9 protein-coding genes are annotated in these 19,181 nt (G+C 70.7%); 8 read left to right on the top strand and 1 reads right to left on the bottom strand.

Features of this window, described 5'->3' with window-relative positions; all coding sequences use genetic code 11:
• Positions 1 to 252 precede the first annotated feature (252 nt).
• From ACZ6MZ_RS11295 to ACZ6MZ_RS11260, 8 genes are all read left to right on the top strand, one after another.
• Positions 253 to 1,008, top strand: coding sequence for a thioesterase II family protein (locus tag ACZ6MZ_RS11295; protein ID WP_389786282.1), 756 nt, complete (start codon positions 253 to 255; stop codon positions 1,006 to 1,008).
• Between the two features lie 277 nt (positions 1,009 to 1,285).
• A complete protein-coding gene (locus ACZ6MZ_RS11290; protein ID WP_469351226.1) occupies positions 1,286 to 4,273 on the top strand; it encodes a helix-turn-helix transcriptional regulator in 2,988 nt (995 codons plus the stop codon).
• 63 nt (positions 4,274 to 4,336) lie between these two features.
• Positions 4,337 to 7,186, top strand: coding sequence for an AAA family ATPase (locus ACZ6MZ_RS11285; protein WP_469351225.1), 2,850 nt, complete (start codon positions 4,337 to 4,339; stop codon positions 7,184 to 7,186).
• The gene (locus ACZ6MZ_RS11280; protein WP_469351223.1) at positions 7,176 to 9,956 is read left to right on the top strand and encodes an ATP-binding protein; all 2,781 of its coding nucleotides are present in this window, start codon (positions 7,176 to 7,178) and stop codon (positions 9,954 to 9,956) included. Before ACZ6MZ_RS11285 ends, ACZ6MZ_RS11280 begins: the two co-directional genes overlap by 11 nt.
• A gap of 609 nt (positions 9,957 to 10,565) precedes the next feature.
• Positions 10,566 to 11,198 (top strand): PAS domain-containing protein, encoded by a 633-nt coding sequence (locus ACZ6MZ_RS11275; protein ID WP_389786290.1) that lies wholly within the window; start codon positions 10,566 to 10,568, stop codon positions 11,196 to 11,198.
• A 768-nt stretch (positions 11,199 to 11,966) separates the two neighbouring features.
• Entirely contained in the window at positions 11,967 to 15,335 is a 3,369-nt protein-coding gene (locus ACZ6MZ_RS11270) for an NACHT domain-containing protein (protein WP_469351222.1), read from the top strand.
• A gap of 191 nt (positions 15,336 to 15,526) precedes the next feature.
• Positions 15,527 to 16,777, top strand: a complete 1,251-nt coding sequence (locus tag ACZ6MZ_RS11265; RefSeq protein WP_469351220.1) for a hypothetical protein — start codon at positions 15,527 to 15,529, stop codon at positions 16,775 to 16,777.
• Positions 16,778 to 16,818: 41 nt separating this feature from the next.
• Positions 16,819 to 17,628, top strand: coding sequence for a M23 family metallopeptidase (locus tag ACZ6MZ_RS11260; protein ID WP_469351219.1), 810 nt, complete (start codon positions 16,819 to 16,821; stop codon positions 17,626 to 17,628).
• A gap of 79 nt (positions 17,629 to 17,707) precedes the next feature.
• Here ACZ6MZ_RS11260 and ACZ6MZ_RS11255 read toward each other — a convergent pair whose 3' ends face one another.
• Positions 17,708 to 19,141, bottom strand: a complete 1,434-nt coding sequence (locus tag ACZ6MZ_RS11255) for a lipase family alpha/beta hydrolase (RefSeq protein ID WP_469351218.1) — start codon at positions 19,139 to 19,141, stop codon at positions 17,708 to 17,710.
• Positions 19,142 to 19,181 lie beyond the last annotated feature (40 nt).

Below are 19,181 nucleotides of genomic sequence, written 5' to 3'. Positions count from 1 at the left end.
CCTGGCCCGTGCCCACCTCCGGACGCCTCCGGAGGTGGGGGAAGGGGTAAGCGGTGTCACCCGGGACCGCGGAGAGACTAGGGAATTTCCCACTGTCCGTCCTAGTGAAATGGGGTGGTCGGTCACCGGGCCGACGGTGCTGGTCGGCGTTACACGCGGTGTGAGCGGTATATCCGCTCTGTCTTTCGGGGCAAGCGGCGAACAGCTGTATGGTCCGGATCGCTCGGCCTACCGCTAGGAGGATGCAACACGATGACGACGTCCACCGAGGAGAGCCTTTGGGCGCGGCGCTTCCACCCGGCGCCCGACAGCGCGAGACAGCTCTTCTGTTTCCCCCACGCGGGTGGCTCGGCGTCTTTCTACTTCCCCGTATCCGCTCAACTGTCGTCCGTGGCCGAGGTGTTCTCGGTGCAGTACCCCGGCCGCCAGGACCGGCGCAGGGAGACCAGTCCCGGTGACATCGGGGCCATGGCCGACCAGGTCTACGAGGCGCTGCGCGAGCAGCTCTTCGCACGGCCGACGACGTTTTTCGGACACAGCATGGGCGCGACGATCGCTTTCGAGGTCGCGCGGCGGTTCGAGGCGGAGGGCGGCGAGCTCTCTCGGCTGTTCGCCTCGGGGCGGCGCGCGCCGTCGCGTTTCCGGGACGAGGACGTGCACCGGCGCAGTGACGACGGGATCGTCGCGGAGCTGAAGCTGATGTCCGGTACGAATACGGCGCTGCTCGGCGACGAGGAGATCCTGCGGATGATCCTGCCGGCGATCCGCAGCGACTATCAGGCCATCGAGACCTACCGCTGCGAGCCGGGGACGGCGGTACGGGCCCCGGTCTCCGTGCTGACCGGGGACAATGACCCGAAGACCTCGCTGGACGAGGCCGAGGACTGGCGCGGGCACACCAGCGGATCGTTCGACCTGAAGGTCTTTCCCGGCGGGCATTTCTATCTGACGTCCCAGGCGCCCGCCGTGATAGCGCTCCTGCGGGAACATCTGGCCACCGTGGCCTAGTTGAGCCCGGCCGACCTCACCCCCGTGGACCGGCCGTGCGAAGGTCCGGCATCGGCTGTGCGTGATCCGCTCCCCGCGGGGTAGTGCCCAGGTATCGATAAGTCGATCACTCGTTCAAAGGCGTACGGTGCCACCGATTGTTCCTGGACTTCGTAGGCTGCACGGTCCAACGATCATGTAACCTCGCGCTCTCGATCGCGGTGTTTCAACTTTTCCGTGCGGGACGTGTCGGCGAGTCAGTGCACCTGTTGTGTCCCCGAGAAGCGAGGAGACCTTGATGCTGGATCAGGCCGATCTCACCGGTTTGTCCAGCATTCTGGTCGGTCGCGCAGAAGAGCTGCGGGTGCTGAACCGCCACGCCGAGGCGGCGCGGGCGGGCCGGGCCGGACTGGTGATCCTGTCCGGCCCGGCCGGCATCGGGAAGACCAGCCTGCTGCGCACCTTCCTGGCCGGCGAGGCATGCCGGAACATGACCGTGCTGTACGGGGCCTGCGGCCATGTCATGGCCGGCTCGGGATACGGGGGTGTCCGGGAGCTGTTCGGCCCGCTGGGGCTCAGCGGCGAGGACGCCGAAGACTCACCCCTGCTGCACGGTCTCGCCCGCCGTGCGCTGCCCGCGCTCACCGAAGGACCGCTCAGCCAGGCCCCGTTCGGCGCTCCGGCCGCCTATCCGGTGCTGCACGGGCTGTACTGGCTCGCGGCGAATCTGATGGCGGACCGTCCGCTCGTGCTGGTGCTCGACGATGTGCACTGGTGCGACGAACGCTCCCTGTGCTGGGTCGACTTCCTGCTCCGGCGCGCGGACGACCTGCCGCTACTCGTCGTGCTCGCGCTGCGCGGCGAGACCGAACCCGTCGCCCCCGCCGCCCTGGCGGAGATCGCCGCGCAGCGCCGGCCCACCGTGCTGCGCCTGGCGCCGCTGACGCATACGGACGTCGGCGAGATGGTGCGGCAGATCTTCTCCCTTCCCGACGAGACACACGCCGCGGCTCACACCGGGGACACGGCCAGCACCCCCGCCGAGATCTGTGCGGCGGCGCTCGCGTGCACCCCCGTCGAACGGACCTTCACCGAGCGCGCCACGGCTGTCTCCGGCGGCAACCCCCTCACCCTCAGCCGGTTGCTGGACGCGCTGCGCGCTGAAGGCGTGCGGCCGGACGAGAAAGGGGTGCGGAGAGTCGCCGAGGTGGGCGGCCAGGTGATCGCCCTCTCCGTACGGCGGCTGCTGGACCAGCAGCCGCCCTGGGTGCGCGATGTGGCCAGGGCCGTCGCGGTCCTCGGCGAGGAGTCGGCCGGCCTGGTCGGCATGCTGGCCGACGTGCCCCCCACGCTCGTGGCGCAAGCCCTGCTCATCCTCCGGCGCGCCGAGGTGATCGCGTCCGACCGGGCGGATCTGGTCCACGACGTGGTGCGTTCGGCCGTACTCGAACCGGTCGGCGCCGAGGCGCTGGCCGATCTGCGGACCAGAGCCGCCTTGCTGCTCAGCGACGCCGGCCGGCCCGCCGAGGACGCCGCAGGCCAGCTCATGCTGCTGCCCTCACTGCCTCAGCCGTGGATGCCGGGCGTCCTTCGCGACGCGGCGGACCAGGCCGGGAGCCGGGGCGCCCCCGAGGCCGCGGTGCGCTATCTGTACCGGGTGCTGGAAGTGGAGCCGGACAGCGTGTCGTTGCGCGTCCAGATGGCCAAGTCGCTGGCGGAGGTCAATCCGCCGGAGGCCATCCGGCTGCTGGAGGAGGCGCTGGCGCGGTCCCGTGACATCCGCACCAGGGCGACGGTCGCCGTCCAGTACGGGATGACCTGCCTCGCCGTACAGGAGTCACCCGCCGGGGTACGGGTTCTCGAAGAGGCGCTGGAAGCCCTGGAGGCCGGACTCGGGCTCAGCTCCGACCCCGCTGACCGCGAACTGCGCACCCTTGTCGAATCGGTTCTGCTGATCGTCGGGGCGGACGAGAAGGTGACGATCTCCGCGGTCCGTGACCGGGCCGCGCGACTGACCGCCCCGCCCGGCGACACGCCCGCCCAACGCCAGATGCTCTCGATGATGACCGTACTGACCGCGATGGACGGCCGCTCCGCCGAGCGGACGGTCGAACAGGCCCGCCGGGCACTGCGGTTCCCGGGATTTGAGCTGGAGAGCTGGTCGCTGATCACCTCGTCGTTCGCGCTCAGCCTCGCCGACGAGGTCGGCGAGGCGCTGGACGCGCTCGACCGCATGCTCCAGTACGGCCAGGACAACGCCGCGGTCTGGACGTATGTGCTCGCTCTGTCCACCCGCGCTCTGCTGCTGCACAACATGGGCGCGATCCCCGACGCGCTGGCCGACGCCCAGACGTCGATCGAGATCATCGGCCAGGAGAGCTGGGGCGACAGCGCGGCGCTGCCGCAGACCGCGCTCGCGACCGTGCTGGTCGACCGGGGCGAGCCCGAACGGGCCGAGGAACTGCTCACCGGGATCAAGCGGCCGCGCCTGGACCGGTTCGTCATCGAATACCACTGGCACCTGATGGCCCGCGCCCGCGCCCGGCGGGCGCTCGGCGACCAGGAGGCGGCGCTCGGCCTGTTCCTCCAGTGCGGCGAGTCCCTGGAGAAGGCCCGGTTCACCAACCCGGCGTTCCTGCCGTGGTGGGCGGAGGCCGCGTGTCTGCTGGCGGTCATGAACCGCGCGGACGAGGCCCGGGAGATGACCGAGTACGGCAGCGAGCTGGCCGGGCGGTGGGGAACACCCCGCGTGCTGGGCCTCGCCGCGCTCGCCCACGGGGTGATCACTCCCGGCGGGGCGGGCGTCGACCTGCTCACCGAATCGGTCCGGATCCTGGCCGAATCGCCCGCCAGGGCCGAGCACGCCAAGGCCGAATACCTCCTCGGCCGCGCGATGCTGAAGACGGGCGACCAGCGCGCCGCCCGCGAACATCTGCGCACCGCCGCCGACCTCGCCCAGCGCTGCGGGGCGCTCGCGCTCGCCGGCACCGCACGCAAGCTGCTGGTCACCGCGGGCGGCAGGATGCGGAAGATGAGCGCCTCCCCCCTGGACATGCTGACCGGAATGGAACGCAGGGTGGCGGGCCTGGCCGCGGAGGGGGCGAGCAACCGGTCCATCGCGGAGTCCCTCTTCGTGACCGTACGGACCATAGAGACGCATCTGACGAGCGTGTACCGGAAGCTGGGCGTCAGCCGGCGTACCGAACTCGGCTCTGTCCTGCACACCCCCGACATCCCCGACAGACAACCACCTGGCTGGGCGTTCGAGTCACGCCGGCGAAGCTGAAGCGACCTGAGCGAGGCGGTGCGTGTGACTGGCCGGGGTGATGAGTGTCCGAACCTGAGAACCATGGAGTCGACGTACGGTCCGAGCCTTCGCCGGGGTGCGATACCGCTGCTGGAGCGCCGGCCCGAGCAGGCGGTGCTGGCCTCGGTGCTCGCCGGCCTGAGCGGGGGGCGCGCGGCGTTCGTGACCCTGACCGGCAGAGCCGGCCACGGGCAGAACGCCCTGCTGCGGTGGGCCGCCAGGCTCGCCAGGGACAGCGGGCTGCGGGTGCTGCGCGCACGGGCCACCCCGGCCGAACGCGAGCTGCGCTACGGCGTGATCGTCCAGCTCATGACGCCGGCGGACGGGCCGGCCTGCGCCCTCCTCCAGACCCTGATGGAGCATCAGCCGTCCGATCCGCCCCCGGGCATTGACGAACTCCTGCGCTTCGCGCGGGACGTGCCCACGGTGCTGGTGATCGAAGACACCCAGTGGCTGGATTCCGCCTCCCTGAACTGGCTCAGCTCGCTCGTCAGGCGGCTGACGCCGGACCTGCCGGTCGCGGTGCTGGCGAGCGGCAGTGACGTGTCCGCCAGGGGCGAGGACTGGCTGACCGTGCTCCCGCAGACCCCGACTCCGCAGACCTCGCCTGCGTCAGCCACGACCTCGCAGGCACCGGCCCCACCGTCCTCGGTCACCACGAAACGGCTCGTGCTGCCGGGCCTGAGCGAGCGCGGCGTCGCCGCCGCGGTGGAGCTGATCTGCGGCGCCCCCGGTGACCAGCGGTTCACCGCGGCGGCCACCGAGGCCACGGTCGGCAACCCCGCCGTACTGAGCGATGTGCTGCGCCTGTTCACCGACCGGGGCCACGCGCCGGTCGCCGCCCGGCTGCCGGAGCTGCACGCGATCATCGCCGCAGTCGTCGGCGACCACACGACCCGCGCGCTGAACGTCCTGCCCGGCGAGGCGTCCACGCTCCTGCGGGCGCTGGCCGTCTGCGGCGACCTGCTGAACTTCCCCCTCGTACGCGAACTGGCCGGACTGCGGTTGGTACGCGGGCAGGAGCTGCGGGCGACGCTGCGGGCGGCCGGTCTCACCGTCTCCGTCGGTACGAGGGAGCACCTCCGCTTCCCGGCGATGCGGGCCCGCGTGCTGCAGGACATACCCACCGACGAACGGGCCGACCTGTACGCCCGCGCCGCCGACCTGGCGCACCGCGCGGGCGCCAACGACGAGGACATCGCCCATCTCCTGCTGCGGTCGCCGCCCCTCGGCGCCCCCTGGGTGATCCCCGTACTGCGCCGGAGCTTCTCCGCCGCCCAGCGGAAAGAAGACCACGGCGGCGCCGGCGCCTATCTGGTCCGCGCGCTGCGCGAACCGCAGGAACCGTACGAACGCGCCCTGCTGACCCTGGAACTGGCCGCCGCCGAAGCCGTGGCCGTACCCGAGGCCGGTGACCGCCGGCTCGGCGAACTCGCCTGCAGCGCCGGCCCCGCCGCCGCCGGGCTGAGAGTCCGCGCCATCGACCTCGGACTCGCCCGGGGCAACTACGACTGGGTACGCCGGGCGGCCGCCGAAGCGCTGCCCCACGCCCGGTACAGCGAACGGGACGGTCTGGTATCGCTGTTCTGGCTGGCCGATCAGGCCCGCGACGACACCGAGCCGATGGTGCCCGAGGTGCCCGCCCTGCCCGACCGTCCGGTGTCGCCCGCGCAGGCGGGCGTACGCGCCTGGCAGCTCGCCGTCCGGGGCGACGACCTGGCCACGACCAGAGCACTGGCCCGCGCGGCCCTCGCCGGTGACGGCCCCGACGGCGCTCTGGTGGTGCCCCGGCTGGCCGCCTGCCGGGCCCTGATCCTGACTGACGACTACGAGGAGGCGGGAGCCGAGCTCGACGCGCTGCTCACCGTGGTCCGGCGCGGTCATCTCAGGGCCGCCACCGCCCGGATACTGACCCTGCGGGCCGAACTCCATCTGCGCTCCGCCAGGATCGACGCCGCCGAAGCGGACCTCGAAGCAGCCGAACGGGCTCTTCCGCTGCCGAGCTGGCACCCGCTCATCGCGCCGGGCCTGACGGGCCTGCGTATCTCGACCGCCGTGGAAGCCGGCCGCTACGCACACGCGAGGTCGCTCGCCGCCGCGCCCACGCCCCCCGGCGCGGAGGACGGCGTGGCCTGGGCCACCCTCCTCTTCGCCAGGGCGCGCGTCGCCGCCGTCGACGAGCGGTGGGCCGAATCCATGGAGCTGTCCAAGGAGAGCGGCCGACGGCTGCTGCGCCGGCAGTGGAGCAACCCGGCGCTGCTGTGCTGGCGCCCGCTGGCCGCCGAAGCCTGCCTGGCCCTCGGCGACCGCGAGGAAGCGGCGAAGCTGAGCCTGGAGGAGCTGACCCTGGCCCGCCGGTGGGGCACGGCGGGCGCGATCGGCATGGCAGAACTGTGGACCGGGCCGATGACCGGCGCGGGCGGCAGACCCGTGGTCAGAGCCCGTGAGGCGCTACGCGTCCTGCGTGACTCACCCGCCCAACTGGCCGGCGTGTGGGGGCTGGTCCAGCTGGCCGCCGCCGAACTGGAGGAGGGCGACCGCCGCGCGGCCGCACGCTCCATGGCCGAGCTCTCCGCGTTCACCACGGCCCATCCGGCGAGCCGTCCCGCCGAGTGCGTACGCCGCCTCACCGAGCGGCTGGAGAAGCCGGCCAGGACGCCGCTCCCGGCCCTGCCACGCGAATGGCTGACGCTCTCGGAGGCCGAACAGCACACCGCGACCTTCGTGGGGCGCGGCCACGGCAACCGCGAGATCGCGGAACTGCTGTCGGTGAGCCGGCGCACGGTGGAACTGCGCCTGAGCAATACGTACCGGAAGCTGCGTATCACCGGGCGTGAGGAACTGTGCGCGCTGGTGCGGACCATGGAAGGACGGCCGAGCGATGCTCCTTGAGCGGGACACCGAACTGGCACGCGTGGACGCCGCCCTGAGAGCCGCCGACTCGGGCACGTCGTCGCTGATACTGGTGACCGGACCGCTCGGTATCGGACGGTCCGCACTGCTGCGGCAGCTGCCCGGCCTGGCCGCCGGTGAGGACGTGCGCGTCCTGCGCGCGAATGCCGCGCCGATGGAACAGGACTTCGCCTTCGGCGTGGTGCGGCAGCTGTTCGACAGCCTGCTGACCGGCGCTCCTGAGGACGACCGCGAGCGCCGGACGCCGGAGGCCGATCACATCACCCGGCTGCTGGCCGCCGACACCACACTGTCCGGCGGCGACCGGACCGGCGCCGCGTCCGAGACGATCCTCCTCGGTCCGCGGTCACTGCTCGCCGACGCGGGACCGCACACCCGGCTGCTCATCCTGGTGGACGATCTGCAGTGGGTGGATGTCCCCTCGCTGCGCTGGCTGGCCCACCTGGCCAAACGGCTGAACGGACTGCGCGCCGTGCTCGTCTGCACGCTCCGCGACGGAGACGAGAGGGCCCGCCACCCCTTGGTGCGGGAGGTCGCCGACACGTCCACGCAGGTGCTGCGCCCCGCACCGCTGTCGCTCGACGCCACCAGGACTCTGATCCATGAGCAGTACGGCAGGCCGGGACACGAGGAGTACGCCCGCGCCTGCCACGAGGCGTCCGGCGGCAACCCGCTGTTCCTGATGTCCGTACTGCTGGGTATGGAGGCCAGAGGCTTCCCGCCGACCGCCGAACACAGTGGCCCGGCGCGCTCGTTGCGGCCCTCGGGCCTGCGCGAGCGGCTGGCGAGCTTTCTGCGGACCCAGCCACCGGCGGTACGCGACCTGGCAGCGGCCGTCGCGGCCTTCGGCGACCAGGGCGACCCGGCGCTCATCGAGCAACTGGCGGGACTGGACGAGAACGGCTTCGGCGCCGCGCGGCGCGCGATGTACGACATGGGGCTGCTGGCCGACGCGCGCGAGCCGCGCTTCATCCACGGTGTCGTGCGCGACGCGGTCGAGTCGTCGATGAGCGCCGCGGAGCGGGAGCGCTCACACACCGCCGCCGCTGACCTGCTGTACCGGTGCGGCCGGCCGGCCGAGCAGGTCGCCGCCCATCTGCTGGCCGTGACCACCGACTGCCGCCCCTGGTCGGTGGTGGTGCTGCGCGCCGCGGCCGACACCGCGCTGCGCCGGGGCGCCCCGGAGACCGCGGCTCGCTATCTGCGCCACGCGCTGCTGCACCACCACGCCCAGGACGAGCGCCGGGCCCGGCTGCTGATCGACCTGGCCACCGCGGAGCGCGGCTACGACCCCGAGGCGTGCGAACGGCACATCACCCAGGCGACATCGCTGCTGACCACGGCCAGGGACCGGGCCGCCGCCGCGCTGCGGATCCCGCCGGCCCTCCTCGCCAGGGCGTCCCCGCTGGCCACGGGCCTGCTGCGCCGGTCCGCCGCGGAACTCGGCGCGCCCGCCTCCTTGGACGGACCGGCGCGCGAGATGGCCCTGCGTATCGAGGCACGGCTTCGGCACCACGGCCACGAGAGCCCGGGGGAACTGGCCTCGGCAGCCGAACGCCTGCGTGAGATGGGGGAGGAGCCGTCGCTCGGCTCCGCCGCCGAACGCGAACTGATGGCGGTCCTTCTCTGCTCGGGGACGCTCACCGGCCGGCTCTCCGCCGCCGAGGCCGCCAGGACCGCCAACCGCATCCTGGAACGCGAACCCGCCGCTTCGGCGCGCGCGCACACCGCGCTGCCGCTGGTCGTGATCACGCTGTTCGCCGCCGAATCCGTACAGGGCGTCGATTCCTGGCTGTCGACCGAGCAGCAGACCCGGCGGCAGAACGCGACCGGCGCCGACGATGTGCTCCTCTTCGCCGAGCGGGCGCTCGTCCTCGTCTCGCAGGGCAGGCTGACCCAGGCGCGCGAACATGTCGAGCGCGCCATGGGACTGGCCGAAACGGACTGGCGCGAGATGTCCGTCATCGCCCTCTCCTCGGTCGCGCTCGAACTGCGCGACCCGGCGCTCAGCGAACGGATCCTGGCCAGGGCCCGTGGACGCCGCTCGGCCGGCCTGGCCCTGGCGGCGACCCTGCAGATCCTCCAGGCGTCGGTCGACGCCCAACGAGGTCTGCGGGCCAGGGCCCTGGAGAGCCTGCTCGCCTGCGGCCGGCAACTGGACGGCTCCGGCTGGCAGAACTCGGCGCTCTTCCCGTGGCGGCCGCACGCCATCGGCCTCCACCACCGGCTCGGCGACTCCCGCTCCGCGCTGCGCCTCGCCGAGGAGGAACACGCGTGGGCCACGGAATGGGGAGCGCCCACCGGACTCGGCCGGGCGCTGCGGCTGAAGGGCTGGCTGCGCGGTGGCGAGGGCGCCCCCCTGCTGCGCGAGGCGGTCGAGGTACTGCGCGGCTCGGCGTACGAGCTCGAACTCGCCAGGACCCTGGTGCTGTTGGGCCGTCAGCTGGGGAACGGCCCGGAGGCGGAGGCGGCGCTACGGGAGGCGGGCGCGCTGGCGGCGGCCTGTGGCGCTCCCTGGCTGGTCGAGCGGGCCGAGCTCGGCCTCGGCACCGCCGCTCCGCCGCGGAAGGTCGTGCTCACCCGCAGTGAGCGCCGAGTGATCTCCCTCGTCGGCCGCGGCCTGACCAATCAGGAAATTGCGGGCGAACTCGGGGTAAGTTCCCGCGCCGTTGAGAAACATCTTACGAATTCCTATCGGAAGCTTGGCGTTTCGGGCCGGCATGAGCTCGCGGATGCTCTGCCCGCCTAAGGGCTGTCCCGTAATCCGTGGTGGATCAGCGCACGGCGTCAGATGCGGTGCATCGCAAGGCGGAGGGACGTCCGCATACTGGATGTATTCGGGCGTTCCGACAACGCAGCGAGGTGCCGTAGCTGTCGTTGTGCGCCCGCCACGGATTACGGGACAGCCCTTAGTCGAGGCGCATATGCGTGAGCGCTGGTCTATGGGCGCGGTGGGGTTCTCCGGCGGCCGTGTCCGGCGGTCCGGCGCGCGTTCGGCGAAGAAACCTCAAGGGAACCTCAAACGCGACTCAATTGTGTGGATGCGTCCGAATCGACCGGACGGGCATGCTGAGTTCGGCTCCGTAGGTGTCGGCATTGCGGACCGTACCTTCGGGGGGTGCGACCACAGCTTTAGCCAGCAGAACATGGACGTTGTTGACGTGCAACTGCAAATTACCTAGTCTCAATTTGGTAAATGGATAGACCGGTCGAGCGGGATGCGTGAGGCCGGATACTGGCGCCATCGGGCGCGTAACGTCATTGCATATTCCGAAGAATCCGGGGGAACCGAAAGGATGGCGGTCTCGTGGAGATTGCTGCACTTGCAGATTCGGCGCAGGTCACAACCAGCGAACTCATACCTGACCAGATCGGGCGTGGAGGCGCCCGGCAGTTCGACCAGCTGGGGCTGTGCGTGGCCTCGCTCGACCCGGCTCTGACCATCCAGCAGGCGAACCAGGAGTTCTTCCGCCAGTTCGGCGACTCCTCGGTGGGCGTCTGCGGTCGCAGCTTCCGCGATCTGGTGCATCCCAGCGTCCAGCAGCCACTGATGCGCCAGTTCACCCGACTGATCGAGGGGAAGCGCCAGCGGTTCGCCTCACATGTGGTGGCCGTGGGGCCGGAGGACTCCGCATTCGCAGGCACGCTCACCGCTGCGGCCGTGAGTGGGGAGACTCCCGACGTGGCGGCGATCCTGGTGCTCATGCGTTCGACGAAGGGCGCCGACGACGCGGGTGTCCTGACCAACCAGAAGAAGATCCTTACCGAGATCGACGCGCGCATTCTTGAAGGTATCGCCGCAGGTCTGTCCACGATTCCGCTGGCCTCGCGGCTCTATCTGAGCAGGCAGGGCGTTGAGTACCACGTAACCGGCCTGCTCCGGAAGCTCAGGGTTCCCAACCGGGCCGCCCTGGTCTCCCGCGCCTATTCCATGGGCGTCCTGAACGTCGGCACCTGGCCGCCGAAGGTCGTTGAAGACTTCATCAAGTGAGCCGGGGGGCGGCCGGCCCGCCGACCGCCCCCTGACTCACGCGGACCCGCACACCGCCCGCCGGACGGTGGCGCCCTGTCGAAGGGCTCCACGGTTTCGGCGGGCTTCTGCGTTCACCCCTGGATCGGGCGGGGGGCAGGCGGGGTCATGCGCGGGTAAAAATTCCGGCCGCGGACGTCCGCTTCAGCTGTCGCGTTGTCTGTTTGTGCGGTGATTAGTGATGATCATGCAGTGCGGGCGGGGCCGCCGTGGGGTGAGCGAGGCGGCACGGGATAACGCGCCGGTGGCGTCCAGGTGTATGCGATATTTCGCGCGATGGCGTGCGGGAAGCCTTTCGCGACACCTGTGAGACGCCCGTACTTTGCGGAGATCGCTGCGGCCGAGCAAATTACGCCCCGAAGGGTGTTCTCATTGTCGCGAGTTCGAATTAAAGGATTGCCGTGTGGTTTTGGCCGTCGTGGCTGTGGTTTTACTGCCCGACTGTTTCGGTGATTTCAGCCGGGGTATCCACGGCCGGGATGCGGGCAACGCGGCGGTATCCGAGGAGTGCGATGCGCGTAGACCCGCTTCCTTCACCGGTGCATTACTGCTATTTCCCGCACCCGCCATTCATTCCCGGCATTGACACCCGAATCCGGACCGACAGCGCCCGCGGGCGCACACAGGGCGCCATGCGGGCATCTCATGGCCATCTCGCGGGCCCGGCGGCCCGCCGCGTGGTAGAAGTGGCGCGGGGCGCGGCACACGGTCGTGGGCAGGAGCGGGGGAATGGTGCGGGGGCGACGACGGCTTCTCAGTTTCAGTGACGCGGCGGCGGTCCTGGGTGGGGACGGCGCGGCGCTGGCGGCCGCCGACCAGGCCCTCGGCGGCGCGCTGTCGATGGCGACGGGCGGGGTCAGTGACACGGTGCTCAGCGTGTTCGACGCCCAGGGACGATTACTCCGGCTCGGGCGCGATCTGACGAGCGGGCTGCGCGACCGCCTGGGCTCGTCGGAGCGGGCCGAGCGCACGGAACGGCTCGCCGCGGCACACGCGGTGCTCGTCGTCACCGCCTACTTCGAGGCCTTGGGCGAGCTGGAACTGCCCCTCGGCCTGCGCGCCATGGAGCTCACCCGGAGCGAGCAGATCCGGCTGGCCGGAGGGGACGACGCCGCGCAGGACTTCATTCGGACGCTGGTCGCCGCAGCCGTGCCACAACCCGCCCCGCACGTACCGTACGAGCAGGTCCTCCATGAACTCCATGTCTGGTACGCGCAGCTCTCGGAGCGGCTGGAGCGCTTCGCGCGCGGGCTGGCGGCCTGGGACGGGCTGACCGAAGCGCAGCGCCAGGAGACCTCGTCGGCGCTGACGCGGCATCTGATCCCGCTGGCGACCGGGCGCTATGAGGAGCTGTACGCGCGACTGGCACTGGAGGTGCCCGAGTTCGGTTTCTGGTCCGGCCAGGTGGAGCACCAGGCCACGCGCGCCGGTCTGCGCCAGGCACTGACCGGCATCGAGACCGCGCTCGCGGGCCTCAGCGCCGTACGCCCCCTCACCCAGGTCGCCGCTTCTCTCGCCACCGGATACCGGAAGGCGCTGCTGCGGCCGATCCTCGCCGAGGGCGATGCCCCCAGCGGCGTACACCTGCCCCTCCTCGGCGAGGGCTATGTAGACCCCGACTTCCGGGTACGGGCCGTGCCCGACGGCCCGGGCGGCCCGGGCGGTCCGGACAGCCCGGGCGGTCCGGCGGACGAAGACTGGTGGGGCGCCACGCCGGTACGCTCCGATCTCACCGAGTATCTGGCGGGCGCTCTCACTTCCGTCGCCTCGGACAGCGCGCCGCTGCTCGTCCTGGGCCAGCCCGGCGCCGGAAAGTCCGTACTGACCAAGATCCTCGCGGCCCGGCTGCCCGCTGCCGGGTTCCTGCCGGTCCGGATCATCCTGCGCGAGATTCCTGCCGACGCCGACGTACAGGACCAGATCGAACACGCCGTGCGCGCCACGACCGGTGAACGGGCTTCCTGGCCCGAACTGGCCAGGTCGGCCGAGGGAGCCGTCCCGGTCCTTCTCTTCGACGGCTTCGACGAGCTGCTCCAGGCCACCGGCGTCAGCCAGTCCGACTACCTGTTACGAGTGGCCCGTTTCCAGCAGCGCGAGGCCGACCAGGGCAGGCCGGTGCTCGCCCTGGTCACCAGCAGGACCGCCGTCGCCGACCGCGCCCGCTGCCCGGAGGGCACCGTGGCGCTACGTCTCGAACCCTTCCGTGCCGAGCACATCGAGACCTGGCTCGCCCTGTGGAACCGCCTCAACGCCCCGGACCTCGCGCTCCAGGGACTCAGGCCGCTGCCCGCCGAGGTGGCCGGCCGTCACGAGGCCCTTGCCTCTCAGCCGCTGCTCCTGCTGATGCTCGCCCTGTACGACGCCACGTCCAACGTCCTCCAGCGGGGAGCCACGGGCGACGAACCGCTGGGTGAGGCGCAGCTGTACGAGGAACTGCTGACGTCCTTCGCCGTCCGCGAGGTCGGCAAGGGCCACCAGCCACTGACGGAGCGGCAGCTGGCGGACCGCGCCGAGCAAGAGCTGCAGCGGCTCTCCCTGATCGCCTTCGGCATGCTCAACCGGCATCGTCAGTGGATCACCACCGCCGAGCTCGAAGAGGACCTGACCGCACTCCTCGGCCGCGCCGAAACGGCGCAGGCGGACCTGCGGGCGCCGCTCAACCAGGCCGAGATCGCGCTCGGCCGGTTCTTCTTCGTCCAGCGGGGCCAGGCGGTCAGGGACGACCAGCGGCTGACGACGTACGAATTCCTGCACGCGACCTTCGGCGAGTACCTGGCCGCCCGGCTCGCCGTACAGCTTCTCCAAGGTCTCGCGGCCCAACGGCCGGTCCTCGCCCTCGGCAGGATCTCCGTCGACGACGACCTGTTGTACGTCCTGCTGTCCTACGCGCCGCTCTCCTCCCGCCAGATGCTGAGGTTCGTCGACGCCCGCATCCGTCACCTCACCCCGGAGGACCAAAGCCGGCTCGGCGCACTCCTCGTCACCGTCATGGCCGACCACTGCGACCGTACGGAGCACAAGTTCGCCACGTACCGGCCGACGCAGCGCGCCACCTTCTCGCGCCACGGCTTGTACGGTGCGAATTTGATGATCCTGACGGTCCTGGTCACCGGGGGCACCACGGCGAGCGAGGTGTTCCCCGAAGCTGACGATCCGGTGGGTACCTGGCACCGCCACGCGCTGCTGTGGCGGGCGGCGTTCACCGAACCGGAGTGGACCGACTTCTCGCTGGCCATCAGCGTCGGCCAGACCTGGAGCGGCGACCGGAGGGAGCTGACCGTCCTGCCGGGGAGTCCCGTCGAATTTCCTGTACCGGAACCGGTGGACCCCCACTGGCTCTACCGCCACCCGCCGGGCCATGAGATCCGCACCCGGGGAATGGCCTGGTCCCGTACCTACTGGGACCGGATATGGCGCAAGATGTCCCTCTCGGGCGGCACCAACGACTCCGTCGTCCTGCATGCCCTCGAACCCGTGTTCCAGCGGTTGGGACCGTCCCTCACCACCTTCATCAGCTCACCCCACGGCAGTGCCGAGTCGGCTGCCCACAACCTGATCGAGTTGTGGCTGGCGAGCGGCCTGGGCGTGTCGGAGGACGAACTGGCCGCACTCTACGAGCGGTGTATCGAGTGCCTGCTCCTGCCGTGGTTCTTTCCGGACGATGAGACCCGTCGCCGGGTGATCCGGCTCGTCTTACGGCAATTGGTCATCGACGCTGCCAGGCTTCCCGCGGACGTGGTCGAGCGGGTGCTGCGCAGGCCGAACGTGGAGGAAGACGACCCGCACACGCGGGAAATGATGGTGCGCGCCGCCATGGCCGCGCTGCGGAGGCCTGGTCCGGCCGAGGTCCGGGAAGGGCTCCGGGCGCAGCTGGAGTCGGACATCGCCATCCTTGTACGTACGGATCCTGCCCGAATACTGGCGCTCTGGGGGGAGGCCGAGGATCCGGAGCGGACTCGTGAATGGTTCGGCGCGAGCCCTCTGGAGGCGTTGCGTGGTATGTCCGCGGACGAGCTGCGGGTGGTTCCGCCCGAGCTCCTGCGGCGCGTGCGGGCACTTGCCGCTCCCGACGACCCGGCCCCGCCCGCGTCGGCCTGACGTTCGGCAGGACCGGCGGTTCCGGGCCGCCGGGATTCCAGTCCGCTCTTGTTGTGGACATGCCAGGATCGCTACGGTGGCCCGGGTCGCGTCGCTCGGACACGATCCGCGCCAGATCCCGATGTGTCCGGTCGTTCCGCCCTGCGTGCGTGCCGGGGGCGATCCGTCCGGCCCGACGAAAGAGACTGTGGATGCGCCAGAGACGGCAGCGACAGCGTTGGTTGAGCGGACTCGTGGCGACGCTCGCCTGTGCGGGGCTGGCGGTGAACACCTCACCGGCCGGGGCGGCCGACAGCCAAAAATCCACGCGCGTAGCGTCCGGTGGGATCACCTGGCCGGCGAACCTCACCCGTATCGACGCCGACGATGTGAACGTGCGGTACGCGCAGGGTGCGCTGCGGATCCGGCAGCAGGACTTTCACTCGGCCTCCGCGGGCACCGAACAGGGTTACGGCACCCAGGTGCTCGCGCCCAAGAAGCTCGACCGGCCCGTCAACCGCGTCCAGGCGGAGCTTTCCGCGCGGGTGCCCTCCGGGGCACGCGTGAGCGTCGATGTCCGCGGGCGCGCCGAGGACGGTTCGTGGACGGAGTGGCGCGAGGCGGCGGGGACCGCGGCGGCCCTGCCCCGTACCGTCACCACCGTGCAGGCCCGGATCACGATCTGGGACAAGGACGGGACGGCACGGATCCAGGGACTGCGGCTGACGGCCGACCGCGGCCCCGAGCCGCGGACCGAGCGGCGCGCCGCCGCCTTCAGCGCCCGCGTCTTCGCGACCCGCGAGGGCCTCGTCGGCGGAACGACCGCCAACGGTCACATCATCAAGCCGAACGACCACTTCGTCGCCCTGCCCTCCAGGCGCGGCCTGTCGCCGAACGGCAGCAGCCAGTACTCCGTCCAGGTCTGCGGCCCGGCGCGCTGCGAGACCGCCCCGGTCTGGGACGTCGGCCCGTGGAACACCCGCGACGACTACTGGAACCCCTCCTCGACCCGGGAGAGCTTCAAGGACCTGCCGCAGGGCAAGCCCGAAGCGCAGGCGGCGTACGAGAACGGCTACAACGGCGGTCTCGACGGCTCGGGCCGGCGGGTGGCCAACCCGGCCGGTATCGACCTCGCCGACGGCACCTTCGCCAACGTCGGCCTGTCGGACAACGGCTGGGTGACCGTCACCTATCTGTGGACCGGCAGCCAGACCGGCAAGACCTTCCCGACCTGGGGCACCGACGTACGCATCCGTCAGCAGGCGACGACGGCGTCCGCCGAGGTCGGACGGCTGGCCGGGCCCACGCAGGTCAACGTCCAGTGCCAGGTCCACGGCCAGCGGATCACCGTGGACGGCATCACCAACGACGCGTGGTCCTATCTGCCGAGCTACGGCGGCTACATCTCCAACATCTTCATCGACGTGGCCGACTCGTGGCTGCCCGGCGTCCCCCAGTGCTGAACGCCGCCCGCACTCTCCCACCCGGAAAAGGAGTAGTCCGTATGCACCGCAGACGGCTGTTGTCCGTCCTCGTCACCGCCCTGTTCGCGATAGCCGGCCTCACCGCCGCTCCCGCCCAGGCACAGAGCCGGCCCGGCCCGGAGGCCACGCTCGCGGCCCCGAACTTCAAGGCGCCCTACCCGTGCGGCCAGAAGTGGACCTTCAGCCACCACTCCGCCGAGGTCCGCCGGGCACTGGACTACGTCCGCGCCGACGGCGGCTCGACCGCGGGCACGCCGGTCCTGGCCTCCGCCGCCGGGACGGCGACGCGGATGTCGGAGCCCAGCGGCGCCGGCAACTACATCGTCATCGACCACGGCGGCGGCTGGAAGACCTACTACTTCCACCTCGCCTCGTACTCGGTGTCCAGCGGCGCCTCGGTCGGCCAGGGACAGCAGATCGGTGTCACCGGCTCCACCGGCAACTCCAGCGGAGCACACATCCACTACGAGCAGCTGCTCAACGGAGTCGGCCAGAACATCGTCATCAACGGTGCGGGACAGCCCTACCCGTCCCAGTACAACCAGTCGTACCTGACCAGTGACAACGGCTGCGGTGGCGGCGGCAGCAACTTCCGCACCTGGGGCACCGACATCCGCGTCCGCGCGGACGCCCGCCTGAACGCGGCAGTGGTCACCACCCTCCCCGGACCGACCAACGTCACGGTGGTGTGCCAGAAGCAGGGCGACACCGTCACCGCTGAGGGCTACACCAACAACTGGTGGAGCAAGCTCCGCGACCAGGGCGGCTTCATCTCCAACATCTACATCGACCACCCCTCCGCCCAACTCCCAGGCGTCCCCACCTGCTGAGCCCGGCCTTCCCGCCCCCACCGCCCCGGCACCCGGCGCACCACACACGCCACGCGCCGGGGCGGCCAGGGGGCCTCTCTTATCCGCCGGCGACGAGCACCACGTCGCGGTGGACGACGCGCGGATGGTCCGCGACGACTTCCAGCACCCACGTTCCTGCGGCGGAGACCAACTCACCCCGCAGGTTCCCGGCGCCGTCCGGCGTCAACGGCACCTCCGGAGTCTCCGGCTGTCCTGGTGCGCTCAGACGGACTCGGACCCCTCGGTCCGCCTCGGCACCGACGGCTACGATCTCGAACGGTTCGCCCTCCACCGCGAGATCGGGTACCTCCACGCCGAAGTCGCTGCCCCCAGCCAGTGTCTCTCGTGCGGACTTCCCCTGGAAGATGTTCACGAGTTGCATCTCGACCGACTCCTCGCCGGCCATCCCGGCGTGCCGGTAGCCGTTCCAGATGGCATCGCCCATGTCGTCCAGCGCCCACTTCGCGAACGCCGACTCCTCCGGAACGGTGCCGTCACCGGTCCACTCCTGGTCATCGTTCAAGGAGATGGGGAAGTCGAGCTTCTCCGGCGCCAGGATCACCCCGTGCACGGTGGGGTGGTTACGGCCGCCGAGGACGTAGACCTTGTAGGGGCGCTTCCCGTCCGCCTCGTTACGTTCCTGGGCATCGGTGAACTCGCGTTGGAAGGCGAACACGTCCCGCACGAGTTCACTGCCCAGTTCCGGGACGATGACGTCTTCGAGCGGCTGGAGGCGGGTCTTCCCCGGCTCTCTCACCGCGTCGTACACAGGAAGCAGTTGCGCGATCGAGGGGAAGGTCCTGCACAGTTCGGCGACTTGGGGGTTGTACCGCTCGGCGACCTTGCCGATCACCAGGTCGCGGACCGGCCCCTTCCCGGGGCGGGGATCAATCGCGTGACCCGTGAGGAACTTGACCGTCTTGGCCGCGCCCCGGTGTGGCGTACCGATGGTCACCAGAGTCCGTGCGATCTCCCGGCCACCCAGCACCTCCAGGTAGTAGCGGGCGATCAGGCCGCCCATCGAATGGCACAGGAACACCACCTTCGGCTCGTCATGTCCCGGATACAGCGTCCTGGCCCGCTCCCGCCAGAGACTCAGCGCCCGCTCGACCTTCTCTTGGAGATCGGCGGCGGAGAGCCGGTTCGACAGTCTCCAGTCGTACGGGAAGGGCAGGAACTGATCCTTGTGGAGTCCTTTGAGCGCGGGCCGGACATCCGGGTAGCCCGGGGTGATGCCGATACGAGATGCGAGCGCGGTGAAGAGGCCGGGAAGAGCGTCGGGGGCCTTGATGAGGTGATCGGCGCGCAGCGCGTGTGGTCCCTCCGGCCTGGCGTCACCGATGCCGGGAGGCAGCTGGAAGTCTTTCAAGAGCCTTCCAGGGTGGCGGAGTTGCAGGAGCGCCTGCTTGGACAGCTCCCACATGTCCTTGCCGTCACGCGTCAGCCGGCTGCCCGTAATACCGGGAACGAACACCACCAGGTCGTGTTTCATAGGGGAATTCCCATCCTCCGTGGATTGTCGACGGTGTCCG

The sequence above is a fragment of the Streptomyces sp. NPDC042201 genome (assembly GCF_055582185.1).
The sequence above is the reverse complement of the archived record's forward strand: the minus strand, read 5'-3'. Positions and strand labels throughout refer to the sequence as shown.